Here is a 16,301-nt window from a genome sequence, read left to right as displayed (position 1 = left end):
CTTTTTTATGTATCGAACCGATATGATGAAGGAGATGTAAACAAATCAAAACATTTTTTGGGCAAAAAACCAATAAAGATTTGACAGTTTTGTGAAACATGGTATGCTTATTATGTGAAATAATTCACATAGAGGAGTAGAGGCAGATGAAAAGAAAGCCTGTTTATGTGGAAACAACCATTCAAGCACCTATTGAAAAAGTATGGGAGTATACGCAAAATCCAAAGCTTCATGAACAATGGGATTTGCGATTTTCGACCATTTCATTAAATGGACCTAGTGATGAACAGCCCCAATCCTTTTTGTATGAGAAACACCTTGGATTCGGCATTAGTGTAACTGGGACAGGAGCGTATCGAACGAGCGTGAAGGATGAGCGTCATGAAAGAGCATCCTCACTTCAATTTAAATCATCACACCCCTTGTCTTTCATCAAAGAAGGCGGAGGGTATTGGAAATACATGAAAACGAATGATCACATTGTGTTTCAAACGCAATTTGATTATGAAACAAAGGAAGGAAAAGGGTGGAAATGGGCAGACCGTTTGTTTTTTCGACCAATGATGGGGTTTATGACTGCCTTTAGCTTTGGCGCATTAAAGACGTGGCTTGAAAAGGGCACGCATCCCCGGTTGCTGCTAGAGAGAACACTTGCCCATTATGGCATTTGTTTGTTGTTTGCTATCGTCTGGTTATGTCAAGCGATCATTCCTTTTTCACCTTCTGCTTTTGAACATAGCACCGGATTTCGATTGTTTTATGCGCTATTAGGTGTATCATGGCTCATGCCTAAACTGCCAAAGAAATATATATTCATCCTTCAAAGCATCTTTCTGTTGCTGATGCTTAGTATAGGGATTTTATCGCCAGAAACGACTCTGCACGAGCCGCTGGTGCTGAGTGCATTTTTGATTTTATCTGTTGCAGGAATGATCAACTTAAAAGATTGTGTAGATGTGTTTTCGATCAAACGAAAAAGGGGAGGTAGACATGGTCGTTCATCATCATCAAGTAAAGGACTACGATAAGCTGCATCCAACATTAAAAGAACGTTATAACCGCGCGTTTACGGCCGAAGGCATCATGGAGGAAATAGGAGGCGGGACAAAGCTCATCCGATTGTTATTCAAAATCGGCCCATTGTTTCGCTGTTTTTTTCCTGAAAGAGGGCGAAATATTCCCTTCCAAATTGTGAACAAGCCTTTTACGACAAGTAAGGGAGAAGAAGGGATGCACTGGTTTCGAACGTTCTATTTTCCTGACAAGGAAAGACATTTTGATGCAGATATGATCATTGATCAGAAGAGCCATCAAGTACTGGACTACTTTGGAAAACCTAGGCTTCTTGTGTCAGAGCTTCATTTTACAGTCACGGAAAAAGGGTTCTTGCACATTCAATCAGGTAAGCAAAAGTTTTTGCTGTTTGGGCGGGAGTGGCCACTGCCTTCTTGGCTTTACGGTGAATCTGATGTAACAGAAGGGTACGACGAGCGTGCAGGTGAGTATACGATTGATGTTCAAGTGAAAAATCGCCTTTTTGGCACTCTTTTTACTTATAAGGGCCGGTTTACGGAAAGGGTGTCACCTTATGAATAAATGGCATTTGATGTGTAGCATCGTGTTGATGTCCTGCTTTCTCGTTACCCGTTTGACGACAGCTCCCATACCAGAATTTTTTGTTCTCATCGCGATTTTATTTTTTCTTCCCGCTTTCTTACACTTTTTTTATCAGGAAGAGAAGAAACGGCAGCAGAAGGGGCTGATCGGCTTCATAATGAAAGCCTTTCCAGTAGCAGCTCTATGTGCAACAGGCGCATTCATCTATCATTCTCTTTGGCTTGCATTGGGATGGCTTTTCTTTACAATGATTCTGGCTTTATTTGGTTTCACCCGTTTGCTGAAAAGAGGGGCTCATCCGCTTCATGAGCTGATGATCGATGGCGCATGTATGTATATCGCTCTAGGTGGGCTTTGGTTCTGGCTGTACATAGCAGATATACAAGTGATGACATTTTCACCGATGATTGTTCTTTTGACAGCTATTCATTTTCATTATTCGGCTTTTTTTATCCCAATCTTTTATGGCTTATTAGGAAGGCAGCGGAAAAAAGAGACGACGCTATACAAAGTGGGTGGCTGGGTTATTTTACTGTCGCCAGTGATGATAGCTGTTGGAATCAGCTATTCTCGCCTGTTTGATACGTTCAGCGTCATTTTGTATGTGATCGCACTTTATTTGTATGGAATTTTGTGTATGAAAACTTCTTTTCGTTCAACTGTCGCAAAAGGGTTTGTTGTGTTTTCTAGCATCATGTTAATGGGAACGATCGTCCTATCATTCCTTTATTCTGCCGGAATGCTTTTACATGTTACCTACATCAGCATGGATCAAATGATTTGGTTTCATGGCAGTATCAATGCAAGTTTGGTTATTTTACCAGGCCTCATTGGATGGTTGATTGAAAGACCAGCTGATCGATTGAAACAGAAGGATTTTCCGGTATCGAGAGTTCACGGTCGTTTTCAGATCATGTCTTTTCAACATGACGACATGCAGCATGATGAGAAGATTGGTTTAGTCGAATCTCTTGACCAATTAAATGGAAAGGCATTTTCAGCAGAGAGTGTGTCACCGGTTATTCGCAGATTTTATGAGGACCCGATGTCCTTTACGTTAAAAGCAGCCGTCTGTTTTCATTGGTGGGTAAGGCCGTTTGTCTTTTTGCTTCAACCTGTTTTTAGACAAATAGGACAGCTCTATTTAGGGTCATCACGAATGCCATATGAAATGCCGGGGAGTCTTTCAAGATTTCAACATCCTCTTGAAGAAAGGAAGAATGTACGTGTGTGGATCAGGCGCAATGAGAAAGGCGAGCAAGTCTTTTATGCGCTCTATGCTCAGCACCATGATGAAGAGACAGTCTATATGAATATTGCTTTGCCGCTTCCTTTTTCACAGCTTACGGCTATTTTAAAACCTTTGAATGAAAAGGAAGATTTTCTATTAAAAAGTAAAAGTCCAAAAGGCAGTACGGGTGATGAAGGATTGTATTTGCATACGTCTTTCATCACCATGAAACTGCCAATGGAAGAAAGCTTTCATATGAAACCGGAGACGGAAAAAAGTCTCACAGCAATTCATCAAATGAAGCTATTCGGTATTCCTTTTTTAACGATTCAGTATCAAATCGACAGTGAAAGCCACTCATCTTAATCAATGATGTCACATGGTTCACCGTGCCGAATGATGTTCACAATCGCTTGCCCATCACTCGGATGATGATCTGCATACTGTACTGGCAGTAAAGCAAAAAATACATAGTAGACTGAGAAGTAAGCAAATTGATAGAAAAATTGATGTTCTGGCAGGAAATCGTTGGCGATCATTGTGTTCAATATGAGAACACTGAGCAGGTTGCATAATGATCCGCCTAAGTAGACAAGAATGTGTGAGAAACGGTTATTTCTCCTCATTTCTTCATAGTGGCAAAATGCATCTAGAAAATAGATTCTTCTAATTTCAACGACGCCTATTTTCAATACTTTTTTGCCTCTGCCAAGCGCAAACGAAACCTTTGCTCCAAACAGCCAGGCGACTACAATGTGACCCAGCTGATGCAAGATGGCAACGATAGGAAGAATGACGAAAAACGACCAGCAAAACGTCCACATATCTGATAATGTAAACAAGTGTTAACCCTCCCTGAAATATTCGAGAGGAAGCAGTAGGATTATTTGCCATTTTACCGAATTCATTTTCATGATGCAAATATTTAATAGACTACTATAAAATCATTATGTAAACTAGAAAGGATTTTCAATGAATAGGCTTTTTAACCCTTTCTTTTAGAAGAGTAGGGTGTGCTACAATAAAGAAATTAGTGGAAGACAAGTGGTCATCTAGCAGAAGAAAAATGTGACCTTTTTTATGAAAGATTGAAAGGGAGAGAGATTCTAATGGCAGATATTGAACAGTTTTTAGCGTTAGACATTCGCGTTGGGACGATAGTAGAAGCAGAATTTTTTGCAGAAGCAAGAGTGCCTGCTTTCAAGCTGAAGATTGACTTTGGGGATGAGATTGGCATAAAACAATCTAGTGCACAGCTGACAAAACGTTATCAGGCTGAGAATCTCACTGGGAAACAAATTATTGCAGTGGTCAATTTCCCGCCAAGAAGAATTGCCGGGTTTAAATCAGAGGTGCTTGTCTTAGGAGGCATGCCGTCAAAAGAAGACGTTGTCCTGCTTGCCACCGATGAGCCGGTTGAAAATGGCACCAAAATAGGGTAAGAAAAAAGACATCTTCATCAGAAGATGTCTTTTGCGTATTGAGGCGGAATAACCACACGCCACATTCGTGTGTGTCTCAAAGAGACGTGTTACCCGACTTACACAATTCAGCTCATCGCTTGATTAATATAGCATGGGATTGGTATGAATGCAACCATTATTTGAGTTCTCTTTGTTTTTGGAAGAAAAAAAGAAGGTTCATATCCTCATATCATAGAAAAAATGACAAGAAATCAATTATTTGGATTATTTTTTCAAAAAATATTGAAAAGTCAGATCATATTTTATAAAATGAATTCATCTTAGTTTGTTTAATCGATAAACTAAGATGTCGATCATCTATTGATCTATTGTGTAAAGCGAATGATTTGCTGCTATGTGGGCTAAGCTGAAAGAAAGAGATGTTCAGCTTCATTTTTACAACGAATTGAAAGCGCTTTATTTTCGACCTATTGATTGCTGCTGCCCTGCACCATCTGTCCGTTAGAAGAGGCTAAGTGAAGAAGGGAGAAAACTCATGGTGAGTGAGAATTTAAAGAAGATTCGTATGTCTGAAAAAGTGGGGTATGCTTCAGGAGATTTCGCATGTAATTTAATTTATGCAACTGTCTCTACGTATCTATTATTTTTTTATACGGATGTCTATGGATTATCAGCAGCAGCAGCAGGGACAATGTTTTTGGTGGTTCGGGCCATCGATGCGCTTGCAGATCCGTTTATTGGGGCGATGGTTGACCGAACGAACAGCCGTTTTGGCCGGTTTAGACCTTATTTGTTATTTGGTGCGTTACCTTTTGCCGTTCTTGCCATTCTTTGTTTTACGACACCGGATTTTTCCGAAATGGGAAAACTCATTTATGCGTACATCACGTATGTTGGTTTATCGCTTACATACACGTTCATCAATGTTCCTTATGGTGCTTTAACTTCCGCAATGACAAGAAATAACCAAGAGGTCGTCAGTATTACGTCTGTTCGTATGCTTTTTGCAAATCTCGGTGGTTTAGTTGTTGCTTTTTTTGTTCCGTTTCTTGCGACGTTTTTGGGTGATACAACAGGAAATACAGCACTTGGCTGGCAGATCACGATGGCATTTCTCGGTGTACTTGGGGGCGGATTATTGATTTTCTGTTTTAAAAGTACGAATGAGCGCGTCACGCTTCAAAAGCCAGAGGAAAAGATCAAGTTCAGTGATCTCTTTGTCCAGTTACGAGTGAATCGTCCGCTTGTTGTGTTAAGCATTTTCTTTATCATTATCTTTGGTGTGAACTCGATCAGCAACTCAGTCGGTATCTATTATGTGACGTATAACCTCGGCAGAGAAGATTTAGTGAAGTGGTACGGCCTGATTGGCAGTCTGCCAGCTTTAATGGTGTTGCCGTTTATTCCTAAGCTGCACAAGTTGTTAGGAAAGAAAAAGCTGCTGAATTATTCATTATTGCTGAATATTGTTGGCCTTCTTGCATTACTTGTGATCCCGCCGAGTCAAATCACTTTAATACTTGTTTTCAGGCTCGTTGCGGCTGCAGGGAGTATTACAGCAGGTGCTTACATGTGGGCACTCATTCCTGAAACCGTTGAATATGGTGAATATAAAACAGGGAAAAGAATGGGTGGACTGATCTACGCAGTGATTGGCTTCTTCTTTAAATTTGGGATGGCCTTAGGCGGCATCGTTCCAGGGCTTGTCCTTGACCGATTTGGTTATATTGCAAATCAAGTGCAAACACCAGAAGCTTTACTGGGCATTTTAATCACGACAACGGTGATTCCTGTATGCTTACTAATTTTAGCGATGGTTGATATTAATTTTTATAACCTAGATGAAGAAAAACATAAAAAAGTCGTACGAGAGCTTGAGAATAGAGACAAGGTGTATATCGATCATATGGACGACTTTAAAATGTAGCTCTCTGAAAGAGGAGGAAATTCAATGAACATTACCAATCCAGTGCTCAAAGGGTTTAACCCTGACCCAAGTATTTGCCGTGCGGGAGAGGACTATTACATGGCGGTTTCTACATTTGAATGGTTCCCGGGGGTGCAAATTTATCACTCGAAGGATCTCGTCCACTGGCGGCTCGCCGCGCGTCCCTTGCAAAAAACTTCTCAACTCGATATGAAAGGAAATCCTGATTCCGGCGGGGTTTGGGCGCCGTGTTTAAGTTATGCGGATGGTCAGTTTTGGCTCATCTATTCAGATATTAAAGTAGTAGATGGTCCGTTTAAGGATGGTCATAATTATTTGGTCACAGCTGACGAAGTAGATGGCGAGTGGAGCGATCCGGTTCGGCTCAATAGTTCTGGGTTTGATCCTTCCTTGTTCCATGATCCAAGCGGAAAGAAATACGTGTTGAATATGCTGTGGGACCATCGAGAAAAACATCACTCCTTTGCAGGTATAGCCTTGCAGGAATATAGTGTATCTGAAAAAAAACTGGTCGGTGAGCGGAAGGTCATTTTTAAAGGCACGCCAATCAAACTGACAGAAGCCCCGCATCTTTATTACATCAATGATGTCTATTATTTATTAACAGCTGAAGGGGGAACACGTTACGAACATGCAGCCACAATCGCCCGTTCCTCGCGTATTGATGGGCCGTACGAGGTTCATCCTGACAACCCAATTTTAACGGCTTTTCACGCGCCTAGCCATCCACTACAAAAATGCGGGCATGCTTCCATTGTACAAACGCATACAAATGAATGGTATATGGCTCATCTGACTGGCCGCCCAATTCATTCAAGGAAGGAATCCATTTTTCAGCAAAGAGGCTGGTGCCCTTTAGGAAGAGAGACAGCCATACAAAAGCTTGAATGGAAAGATGGCTGGCCGTATGTGGTAGGCGGAAAAGAGGGGCTCCTAGAGGTTGAAGCGCCTGCGATGAGCGTAAAAGAGTTCTCTCCAACCTATCACATAGTCGATGAATTTAAAGATTCATCGTTAAATAGACATTTTCAAACATTAAGAATCCCATTTACGGATCAGATTGGTTCAGTGACGGAAAATCCTCATCATTTAAGGCTGTATGGGCAGGAATCTTTAACGTCTAAATTTACCCAAGCGTTTGTTGCGAGGCGCTGGCAAAGCTTTTATTTTGAAGCAGAGACAGCGGTTTCCTTCTTTCCGAAAAACTTTCAGCAAGCGGCAGGTCTTGTGAATTATTATAATACGGAAAATTGGACTGCACTTCAGGTGACTTATGACGAGGCGCTTGGCCGTATCCTTGAGTTATCTGTGTGTGAAAATCTGGCCTTTTCTCAGCCGCTAATTAAAAAAATCATCATCCCAGACGAGATTCCGTATGTGTATTTAAAAGTGACCGTTCAGAGAGAGACGTACACGTATTCTTATTCTTTTGATCAACAAGAGTGGAAAAAAATAGATATACCGCTTGAATCGACTCATTTATCAGATGATTTTATTCGAGGAGGGGGGTTCTTTACAGGGGCTTTTGTCGGAATGCAGTGCCAAGACACAAGCGGCGAACGTCTGCCTGCCGATTTTAAGTATTTTCGATACGAAGAAACAACTGAATAAAAAAAGACAACACTCTAAAGGCTGTCTCTCTTTAACATGTATTCCATTATGGTGAAGGCGTGACATCACGCAAAAAAGCTTCAGTGACAAGAGATGTCATCCCTAAGGCTGGTGCGTTTTGTCCTAATGATGAAGGAAGCAGCTCCACCCGTGAGCTGAATTGTGCATCCATTCTAGAGGATACTTCATCTTGAATGACACTTAGAACGGCCTGCTCAGATTCAATGACCTTGTTTCGTAAAATAACGGCTTGTGGGTTGAAGGTATGCAGAACGTTTGTGAGACCTACCCCAATGTAAAAGCCAAAGTTACGCAAGGCATTGAGTGTCTTCATATCATTTAACTTCGCCAGCCGCTCAATATCTTGATAGGTGAATGGCTGACCATCTGTTTGGAGCGATTGGAACAGTGCCTTCTCAGATGCATACAGTTCCCAGCAACCACGATTTCCGCAGCTACATGTCGGTCCATTAAAGTCGATCGTCATATGTCCCATTTCACCAGAAAAACCGTTTGTGCCTCTATATAAATGATGATTGATAATGATGCCTATTCCAATACCAGTGCCGATACTTGCATAGATCAGATGGTCATAATGTTTAGCAGCACCGAAGATTTTTTCACCGTACGCACCGGCATTTGCTTCATTCTCGATAAAAACCGGTACTTGAAATGTGTCTTGGAGACTTGTTTTCAGATCGACATTTTTCCATTTTGAATGAGGCGTAAACACAATTTGTTCATCTGCATCGACCAGACCTGGTATACAAATCCCTATACCAATCAGCCCGTATGGAGAAGAAGGAATGTGTGAACGTAACTGCTGAATCAATTCAATTAAAATACGGACGGTCACATCAGGTGTGCTGGATGGGAGCTTAAACTGCTCATTATGAATAATCGACCCTTCAAGGTCTGTTAAAATGCCGTTGACATAATCAACACCGACATCAATGCCAATAGAGTAACCTGCACGTTTATTAAACATGAGGAGCACGGGTCTTCTTCCGCCACTAGATTCGCCTTGACCGATTTCATAAACAAGATGTTCTTTCATTAATGTACTCACTTGAGAAGAAACGGTCGATTTATTTAACCCAGTGCGTTCAGATAATTTTGCTCTGGAAATTGGTGCATGGTGCAGAATTTCGTTTAGCAATAGTTTTTGATTTATTTTTTTCACAAAGTTCTGATCCGCAATATCCATTGTATCCACTCCATTTGTTTCGTCTTTAGATTAAGTGAAGAAAAGCCGTTTTTTGTCGAGTTCATTCTCTATAAAACATGCTTTTCATTTTATTATAACGAAAATATTTCTAAAAAACTAAAAAATATGGAAAATTCAAAGAGATTAGTTGGTAAACTCGTTCGTTTATTTGTTGAATCAACTTACTAAGTGAATATATAGGGGGAATCACTTATGGTCAAATCAAATATGACTTCGTTAAGTAGTTTACAGGGGATTGGCAACATTCAATATGAAGGAAAACATTCAAAGAACCCATTCGCATTTAAATATTATAATCCGAGCGAAATGATTGGCGGAAAGACAATGAAAGACCACCTGCGATTTTCCGTCGCTTATTGGCATACACTGACTGCTGATGGAACAGACATGTTTGGAACTGGCACGATGAAAAGAGCTTGGGATTCTTATAGTGGAATGGATTTGGCGAAAGCTAGATTGGAAGTGGCTTTTCAGCTCTTTGATCTATTGGATGTTCCGTATTTTTCATTCCATGACCGTGATATTGCACCAGAGGGCGACACGCTTCAAGAGACCAATCAGCAGTTAGACATCATCATAGAAAGAATGAAAGATTACATGCAGCAAAGCGGGGTTCGGCTTCTATGGAACACGGCTAATATGTTTAAGCATCCAAGATTTGTTCACGGTGCAGCGACATCCTGTCATGCAGATGTATTTGCCTATGCAGCTGCACAAGTGAAAAAGGGCATCGAAACAGCAAAGGAACTCGGCGCAGAAAATTATGTTTTCTGGGGAGGACGAGAAGGTTACGACACACTGCTGAATACAGATATGAAAAGAGAGCTTGACCATTTGGCGACCTTTTTGCATATGGCGGTCGATTATGCAAAAGAAATCGGATTTACAGGTCAATTTTTAATTGAGCCAAAGCCGAAGGAACCGACAACTCATCAATATGATACGGATGCAGCGACATCAATCGCCTTTTTAAAACAATATGGATTGGATACACACTTTAAATTAAATATCGAGGCCAATCATGCGACATTAGCGGGTCATACGTTTGAGCATGAGCTGCGAGTAGCAAGAATTCATGGACTGCTCGGTTCCGTTGATGCCAACCAAGGAAACTCCCTTCTAGGCTGGGACACAGATGAATTCCCAACGGATTTATATGCCACAACACTCGCCATGTATGAAATTTTGCAAAATGGCGGACTTGGAACAGGCGGTCTCAATTTTGATGCAAAAGTCAGAAGAGCCTCCTTTGAACTGGAAGATCTTCTGTATGCCCATATTGCGGGGATGGATGCATTCGCAAAAGGGCTGCGGGTGGCTCATAGACTCATAGAAGACCGTGTGTTTGAAGATGTGATCAAGCACCGGTACCGTAGTTTTTCTGAAGGAATTGGACGGGAGATTTCAGAAGGAACGGCAAATTTTCATACATTAGAAGAATATGCACTGAAACATCCGCTCATCAGAAACGAATCTGGCAGAGAGGAACAGCTGAAAGCCAGATTGAATCAATATTTGTTAGAAGATTAATGGAGCGGGCTGATGTTTTGAAGGAGTGAACACATGAAGTATGTGATGGGAATTGATCTTGGAACGAGCGGAGTCAAAGCGATATTAGTAGATGAGAGCGGAAAGGTATGCTACGAGACGACTAAATCTTACCGCCTCATTCAAAGAAAACCAGGTTATTGTGAGCAAAATCCTGAAGACTGGGTAAAGAAGACGATGGCCGCGATGACAGAACTTATGGAGAGAAAGCCTGTTCAGTCAATGCAGGTAGAAGGCATCAGTTTTTCTGGACAAATGCACGGACTTGTTTTATTGGATGAATCCCTTCAGGTGCTCAGGCCTGCCATCTTGTGGAATGACACAAGAACAACACCGCAATGCGTGCGCATGACAGAAAAGCTAGGAGGCAGGCTGCAAGAGATCACAAAAAATCAGGCGTTAGAAGGATTTACACTGCCAAAGTTGTTATGGGTAAAGGAACATGAACCAGAAATTGATCAACGAATCCATTTGTTTTTACTTCCAAAAGATTATGTCAGATATCGATTAACCGGCGCTATTCATATGGACTATTCTGATGCGGCTGGTACGTTACTGTTGGATATTGGAGAACAAACATGGAGTGAGGAGATTTGTCAAACCTTTGATATTCCGATTCGTATTTGCCCGCCGCTCGTTTCATCGGAGGAGAAGATTGGAACAATTTTGCCGCAGATCGCAAAGGAAACCGGGATGACAGAAGAGGCGAAGGTTTTTGCGGGTGGAGCGGATAATGCTTGCGGTGCCATTGGTGCCGGCATTTTATCATCAGGTCACACACTATGCAGCATTGGCACATCAGGTGTCATTCTTTCCTATGAAGAAAATCATAACAGAGAGCTGAATGGAAACTTGCATTTATTCCATCATGCAAAAAAAGCAGCTTTTTATACAATGGGAGTCACTTTATCAGCAGGTTATAGCCTCGATTGGATTAAATCTTTACTTGCTCCAAATGATTCGTTTAAAGCCCTTTTAGCCGGAGCAAAGGATATAGCGCCTGGCGCAAATGGATTGCTATTTACGCCATATTTAGTTGGGGAAAGAACGCCTCATGCAGATTCAGTCATTCGTGGAAGCTTCATTGGATTAGACAGCCGGCATGAAAAAGCGCATATGGTTAGAGCTGTGCTCGAAGGAATCACTTTTTCATTAAATGAATCGATCGCTTTATTCAGGCAGGCCGGAAAAAGAATCGATGCTATTGTGTCCATTGGTGGAGGTGCGAGAAGTCATACATGGCTTCAAATGCAGGCAGACATTTTTCAAGCTAAGGTGATTCAGCTTGAAAATGAGCAAGGGCCTGCGTTAGGTGCAGCGATGCTTGCAGCAGTTGGATGCGGCTGGTACCAGTCACTTGAGGCGTGCGCGGATCAGTTTATCCATCAAGCAGCCGTATTTACACCAAATCAACAGCATGTCGATGTATATGATCATCTCTTTCGTTTGTATCAAAGCATTTATACAAACACAAGAGACATTCATGCGGGTCTAGCACAGTATCGATAATCTAGTAGTGAGTAGGGGCATGAAAGGAGGTGATGAATTCGTTTCATCTTAGAGATGACAGAATCAAAAGGATGAAAAAGGAGAGGAATTGAAGATGAATTTGAGAAAATTAAGACTGTTGTTTGTGATGTGTATTGGACTGACGCTTATACTGACGGCTGTACCAGCCCATGCGAGAACCATTACGAATAATGAAATGGGTAACCATAGCGGGTACGATTATGAATTATGGAAGGATTATGGAAACACCTCGATGACACTCAATAACGGCGGGGCATTTAGTGCAGGCTGGAACAATATCGGAAATGCTTTATTTCGAAAAGGAAAAAAGTTTGATTCCACTAGAACTCACCATCAACTTGGCAACATCTCCATCAATTACAACGCAAGCTTTAACCCAGTCGGGAATTCCTATTTATGTGTCTATGGCTGGACACAATCTCCATTAGCAGAGTACTACATTGTTGATTCATGGGGCACATATCGTCCAACAGGCACACATAAAGGAACATTTTATGCAGACGGGGGCACATATGACATTTATGAAACAACCCGTGTCAATCAGCCTTCCATTATCGGGATCGCAACCTTCAAGCAATATTGGAGTGTACGTCAAACGAAACGTACAAGCGGAACGGTCTCCGTCAGTGCGCATTTTAAAAAATGGGAAAGCTTAGGGATGCCAATGGGGAAAATGTATGAAACGGCATTTACTGTAGAAGGCTACCAAAGCAGCGGAAGTGCAAATGTGATGACCAATCAGCTGTTTATTGGCAACTAAAAAAGTCAAAGAAAAGAGCCGGGAGCAAAACGCCTGGCTCTTTCTATCATAATTTTTCAACTTCGACTCTGCCGGAAAAGAACGTCGCACCACCGCCCATATCTGCCAAACGATCAGGTGTGAGGCCATTCACCAAATGTTTTTTGCCTTTTTGGTCTGCCCATAATCCCTGGCTGACAACAACGCCAGATAGCACATTTTGTCCGACTGACACGATGAGCTCGCATTCTCCTCGATCATTCAGCACACGAACCATGTCCCCATCTTCAATCTGTCTTTCTTTTGCATCTTGTTCATTCATATGAAGCTTCGGAAATTTCTCAAGCTTTTGATGCTTCTCATGAAGAGAGAAGGTGGAATTAAGAAAATTATGGTTTGGTCCCGGTATAAACGTTAGTGGATAATCACTTTCCTTGAATAAAGGTACATAGGTTGGGAGGGCTGGATATCCATCTTTTTTCATTTGTTCAGAGTAAAGCTCAATTTTCCCGCTTGGGGTAGGGAGCTTTAAATCTTCAAAAGGCCCTCGTTTTGCTTTGATCCACTTTTTCTCTTTTAACGCTTGATATGAAATGTTTTCATAGTGCGGATTTTCAGGATGATGAAGAGCTTGTTCCATTAGTTCCGCATCTGTGTCTTTAAAGGCTTCATCTTCAAAGCCCATCGCATGAGCCAAAAGACGAAACACTTCTGTGTTTGATTTGCTTTCTCCATAACGTTCTATAACAGGTTCTTGAATTTGAATGTAATGATGCCAGTAAGAAGTATAAAAATCCTCGTTTTCAAAGGCAGAGGTCGCTGGCAGAACAATATCCGCATATGTGGCTGTCTCTGTCATGAACAAGTCATGGACAACCGTAAATAAGTCTTCCCGCATTAAACCGTCTCTTACTTTATTTGCTTCAGGTGTCACAACAGCCGGGTTGCAAGAGTAGACAAAAAGAGAATCAATAGAAGGTTCTGCGTTCGTTAGCACGCTGCCCAGCTGATTCATATTAAATGTTCTAGGTTCGCGTTCCTTTAATAATTCCGGCCGCTGAAGAGCGATTTCATTATAACTAAGAAAAGAAGAGTTCGATTTCATCGCACCGCCGCCTTTGTGCAGCCATTGACCGGTGAGGGCAGGGAGGCAGGAGATGGTTCGAATACTCATACCGCCATTATCGTGATGCTGTAGCCCATTGCCAATACGAATGAGAGACGGCGATGTCTCTGCGTACATTCTCGCAAGTGTGATGATGTCTTCTTTTGGGACACCCGTGATCTGTTCAACCGTTTCTGGATCGTACTGCTTCACATGCTCGCGAAGTTCATTGTGACCGACCGTGTAAGTCTCTAAAAATGACGCATCTGTGAGGTCTTCTTTAAAAAGGATATGCATGATCCCAAGAGCTAGCGCACTGTCAGTGCCGGGGCGAAGCGGAATGAACCAATCTGCCATCCGGCCCGTTTGGTTTTTGTGCACATCAATGACGACAATTTTAGCCCCTTGCTTTCGAGCTTTTTGTGCCAACGTGATTTGATGCATATTGGTTGAAACCGCATTGATGCCCCAAAAGATAAATAGTTTCGTATGAATGGTCTCTTCTGGGTCTGTCCCGATGCTTGCGCCCATTGTATATTTATAGCCAGTTGTTCCGGCTGACTGACAAATGGTTCGGTCTAGCTGACTTGAGCCAAGTCGATAGAAAAAGCGGCGGTCCATTCCTTCTGCATTGAGATTCCCCATATTCCCATAGAAGCTGTAAGGCAAAATGCTTTCTGGTCCTTTTTCTTCGATCAGCTTTGTCCATTTTTGACGAATGGTTTCAATCGCCTCTTCCCACGTAATTGGAGCAAACTGCCGGTCACCTTTTTGACCTACACGTTTTAATGGTGTTGTCAGACGTTTTTCATCATATAAACGAGCTGTGACATTCCGCACTTTATTGCAAATGTTTCCTTGAGTGACTGGATGATCTGGATCTCCTTGCACTTTAACGATCTTTCCGTTCTCTTTATGTATTAAAAGACCGCACTGATCAGGGCAATCTAACGAACAAACTGATTTGAATATTCCGTCTTTCATTGTTGTGTAATCGGTCATACGTTTAGCTTCCTTTCCGAATTCCGTGATCACTGTACATATGGATTTTATTTTAGCATGTTCAGACGAGGAAGGTAAGGATAAGCATATGAAAAAAAGCCCCTAATGAAAGGGGCTTTTAAAAACGGGTGACCTGCACAGGGAATTCTTTGACCCCAAACACAAACGTGCTTTGAATCGGTTTCAGCTGATCTGCCGCACAGGTGATTTCTCGAAACGTACGGAGTAAAATCTCAAGTGCTAGATGAGCCTCAAGCCGGGCGAGAGGGGCACCAAGACAAAAATGGATGCCGAAGCCAAAGCTCAAATGCGGATTTGATTTTCTGTCAAGACGAAACGTATCTGGATCGTCAAACTTCCGTTCATCACGATTCGCAGATGCCACCCAGCTGATGAGATAGTCTCCTTTTTCAATGTGAGAACCGGCAATCTGAACATCCTCTGCTGCAACTCGCCCAATCGCTTGAACAGGCGGATAATAGCGTAGCGTTTCTTCTGTCAATTGAGGAATGAGAGACAGGTCTTGCCGCACTGATTCGGCGATATGCGGCTGCTCTGTTAAAAGTCGTACGGCATTTGTGATTAAATTCGTTGTTGTTTCATTACCAGCAACGAGTAAGAGTATACAAAAGCCAAGCAGTTCATTTTCTGATAAACGCTCACCGTCAATTTCCGCTTGGATGAGAAGGGAGATTAAATCATCGGCTGGCATTTCTTTTCGTTTTTGGATCAAATGAGCAAAGTACTCTGACAGCTCTTTTTCTGCTTGTTTTTGCATGTCGACAACGGCTTGAACAGCTTCTTTTGAATCATCTTTGGCTCCTGCAACTAGAGCATCTGAATGTTTTTTGATCAGCTCTCTGTCTTTCACTTCTGCACCGAGAAGCTCGGCGATGATCATGACAGGTAGGGGAGCGGCCAGATCTTGCACAATATCGAAGGTCCGTTGATCCTTTACTTGATGTAATAGATCATGGGTCAAGTCTTTGATCTTTTCTTCTATTTGTTTGATCGCTTTTGGCGTGAAGGCTTTATTGACGAGTGCTCTCATTTTGGTATGTTTTGGAGGGTCCATTGTTAAAATACTCGTTTTAGATGTACTTCTTCCTCGCTGTGATGAAAACACTTTTGGCTGCTTCAGAACGGACTGAATATCAGCATATCGAAAGAGATCCCAGCACTTTCTCGTTTCGTCGTATCGAATATCACCCTGCGATCTTAATTCATTGTAGATAGGGAATGGGAAAAGAAGGTCATCTGTAGATCGGATTTCTTTCATTGGGATGACATTGACGTAATTTTCTTTTACTTTCATTAT

13 protein-coding genes are annotated in these 16,301 nt (G+C 41.9%); 9 read left to right on the top strand and 4 right to left on the bottom strand.

Annotated features, from left to right (window positions below):
- Positions 1 to 146: 146 nt before the first annotated feature.
- From M2369_RS12910 to M2369_RS12900, 3 genes are read left to right on the top strand one after another with little or no spacing between them, the layout of a single operon-like run.
- Complete coding sequence (locus tag M2369_RS12910) at positions 147 to 1,028, top strand: hypothetical protein (RefSeq protein WP_135009154.1); 882 nt, start codon at positions 147 to 149, stop codon at positions 1,026 to 1,028.
- The gene (locus M2369_RS12905; protein WP_135009153.1) at positions 991 to 1,596 is read left to right on the top strand and encodes a DUF4166 domain-containing protein; all 606 of its coding nucleotides are present in this window, start codon (positions 991 to 993) and stop codon (positions 1,594 to 1,596) included. Before M2369_RS12910 ends, M2369_RS12905 begins: the two co-directional genes overlap by 38 nt.
- Entirely contained in the window at positions 1,589 to 3,214 is a 1,626-nt protein-coding gene (locus tag M2369_RS12900; protein WP_135009152.1) for a YndJ family protein, read from the top strand. Before M2369_RS12905 ends, M2369_RS12900 begins: the two co-directional genes overlap by 8 nt.
- On the opposite strand, the gene M2369_RS12895 is transcribed toward M2369_RS12900, so the two are convergent.
- Complete coding sequence (locus M2369_RS12895) at positions 3,211 to 3,690, bottom strand: hypothetical protein (protein WP_007500681.1); 480 nt, start codon at positions 3,688 to 3,690, stop codon at positions 3,211 to 3,213. The two genes, M2369_RS12900 and M2369_RS12895, sit on opposite strands and share 4 nt — an antisense overlap.
- Positions 3,691 to 3,957: 267 nt before the next feature.
- Here M2369_RS12895 and csaA point away from each other — a divergent pair, with 267 nt between their 5' ends.
- The 3 genes from csaA (at position 3,958) to M2369_RS12880 (ending at position 7,831) form a co-directional block, all read left to right on the top strand.
- Positions 3,958 to 4,290, top strand: a complete 333-nt coding sequence (gene csaA / locus M2369_RS12890; RefSeq protein WP_017367427.1) for a chaperone CsaA — start codon at positions 3,958 to 3,960, stop codon at positions 4,288 to 4,290.
- Positions 4,291 to 4,807: 517 nt separating this feature from the next.
- Complete coding sequence (locus M2369_RS12885; RefSeq protein ID WP_045034982.1) at positions 4,808 to 6,199, top strand: glycoside-pentoside-hexuronide (GPH):cation symporter; 1,392 nt, start codon at positions 4,808 to 4,810, stop codon at positions 6,197 to 6,199.
- Positions 6,200 to 6,223: 24 nt separating this feature from the next.
- Positions 6,224 to 7,831 (top strand): glycoside hydrolase family 43 protein, encoded by a 1,608-nt coding sequence (locus tag M2369_RS12880; RefSeq protein WP_135009151.1) that lies wholly within the window; start codon positions 6,224 to 6,226, stop codon positions 7,829 to 7,831.
- A 46-nt stretch (positions 7,832 to 7,877) separates the two neighbouring features.
- Here M2369_RS12880 and xylR read toward each other — a convergent pair whose 3' ends face one another.
- On the bottom strand, positions 7,878 to 9,038 hold the full coding sequence (xylR, locus tag M2369_RS12875) for a transcriptional repressor XylR (protein WP_242730546.1): 1,161 nt from the start codon (positions 9,036 to 9,038) through the stop codon (positions 7,878 to 7,880).
- 213 nt (positions 9,039 to 9,251) lie between these two features.
- Here xylR and xylA point away from each other — a divergent pair, with 213 nt between their 5' ends.
- The 3 genes from xylA (at position 9,252) to M2369_RS12860 (ending at position 12,897) form a co-directional block, all read left to right on the top strand.
- Positions 9,252 to 10,589, top strand: a complete 1,338-nt coding sequence (gene xylA, locus M2369_RS12870) for a xylose isomerase (RefSeq protein ID WP_024718319.1) — start codon at positions 9,252 to 9,254, stop codon at positions 10,587 to 10,589.
- Positions 10,590 to 10,622: 33 nt separating this feature from the next.
- The gene (xylB, locus tag M2369_RS12865; RefSeq protein WP_259254501.1) at positions 10,623 to 12,116 is read left to right on the top strand and encodes a xylulokinase; all 1,494 of its coding nucleotides are present in this window, start codon (positions 10,623 to 10,625) and stop codon (positions 12,114 to 12,116) included.
- A gap of 94 nt (positions 12,117 to 12,210) precedes the next feature.
- Positions 12,211 to 12,897 (top strand): glycoside hydrolase family 11 protein, encoded by a 687-nt coding sequence (locus M2369_RS12860; protein ID WP_008346560.1) that lies wholly within the window; start codon positions 12,211 to 12,213, stop codon positions 12,895 to 12,897.
- Between the two features lie 46 nt (positions 12,898 to 12,943).
- Here the strand turns inward: M2369_RS12860 and M2369_RS12855 are convergent, their stop codons facing one another.
- On the bottom strand, positions 12,944 to 14,983 hold the full coding sequence (locus M2369_RS12855; protein ID WP_259254500.1) for a molybdopterin oxidoreductase family protein: 2,040 nt from the start codon (positions 14,981 to 14,983) through the stop codon (positions 12,944 to 12,946).
- A 118-nt stretch (positions 14,984 to 15,101) separates the two neighbouring features.
- The gene (locus tag M2369_RS12850; protein WP_125590404.1) at positions 15,102 to 16,298 is read right to left on the bottom strand and encodes a cytochrome P450; all 1,197 of its coding nucleotides are present in this window, start codon (positions 16,296 to 16,298) and stop codon (positions 15,102 to 15,104) included.
- Positions 16,299 to 16,301: the final 3 nt, after the last annotated feature.

The sequence above is a fragment of the Bacillus sp. JUb11 genome, from assembly GCF_024807925.1.
Lineage (GTDB): Bacteria > Bacillota > Bacilli > Bacillales > Bacillaceae > Bacillus > Bacillus altitudinis.
The sequence above is the reverse complement of the archived record's forward strand: the minus strand, read 5'-3'. Positions and strand labels throughout refer to the sequence as shown.

Bases quoted from the DNA above. Each gene is read 5' to 3' on its own strand.
- M2369_RS12880 (WP_135009151.1), top strand. From the start codon at position 6,224: ATGAACATTACCAATCCAGTGCTCAAAGGGTTTAACCCTGACCCAAGT.
- xylA (WP_024718319.1), top strand. From the start codon at position 9,252: ATGGTCAAATCAAATATGACTTCGTTAAGTAGTTTACAGGGGATTGGC.
- M2369_RS12860 (WP_008346560.1), top strand. From the start codon at position 12,211: ATGAATTTGAGAAAATTAAGACTGTTGTTTGTGATGTGTATTGGACTG.
- csaA (WP_017367427.1), top strand. From the start codon at position 3,958: ATGGCAGATATTGAACAGTTTTTAGCGTTAGACATTCGCGTTGGGACG.
- M2369_RS12910 (WP_135009154.1), top strand. From the start codon at position 147: ATGAAAAGAAAGCCTGTTTATGTGGAAACAACCATTCAAGCACCTATT.
- M2369_RS12905 (WP_135009153.1), top strand. From the start codon at position 991: ATGGTCGTTCATCATCATCAAGTAAAGGACTACGATAAGCTGCATCCA.
- M2369_RS12855 (WP_259254500.1), bottom strand. From the start codon at position 14,983: ATGACCGATTACACAACAATGAAAGACGGAATATTCAAATCAGTTTGT.
- M2369_RS12850 (WP_125590404.1), bottom strand. From the start codon at position 16,298: ATGAAAGTAAAAGAAAATTACGTCAATGTCATCCCAATGAAAGAAATC.
- xylR (WP_242730546.1), bottom strand. From the start codon at position 9,038: ATGGATATTGCGGATCAGAACTTTGTGAAAAAAATAAATCAAAAACTA.
- M2369_RS12900 (WP_135009152.1), top strand. From the start codon at position 1,589: ATGAATAAATGGCATTTGATGTGTAGCATCGTGTTGATGTCCTGCTTT.
- xylB (WP_259254501.1), top strand. From the start codon at position 10,623: ATGAAGTATGTGATGGGAATTGATCTTGGAACGAGCGGAGTCAAAGCG.
- M2369_RS12885 (WP_045034982.1), top strand. From the start codon at position 4,808: ATGGTGAGTGAGAATTTAAAGAAGATTCGTATGTCTGAAAAAGTGGGG.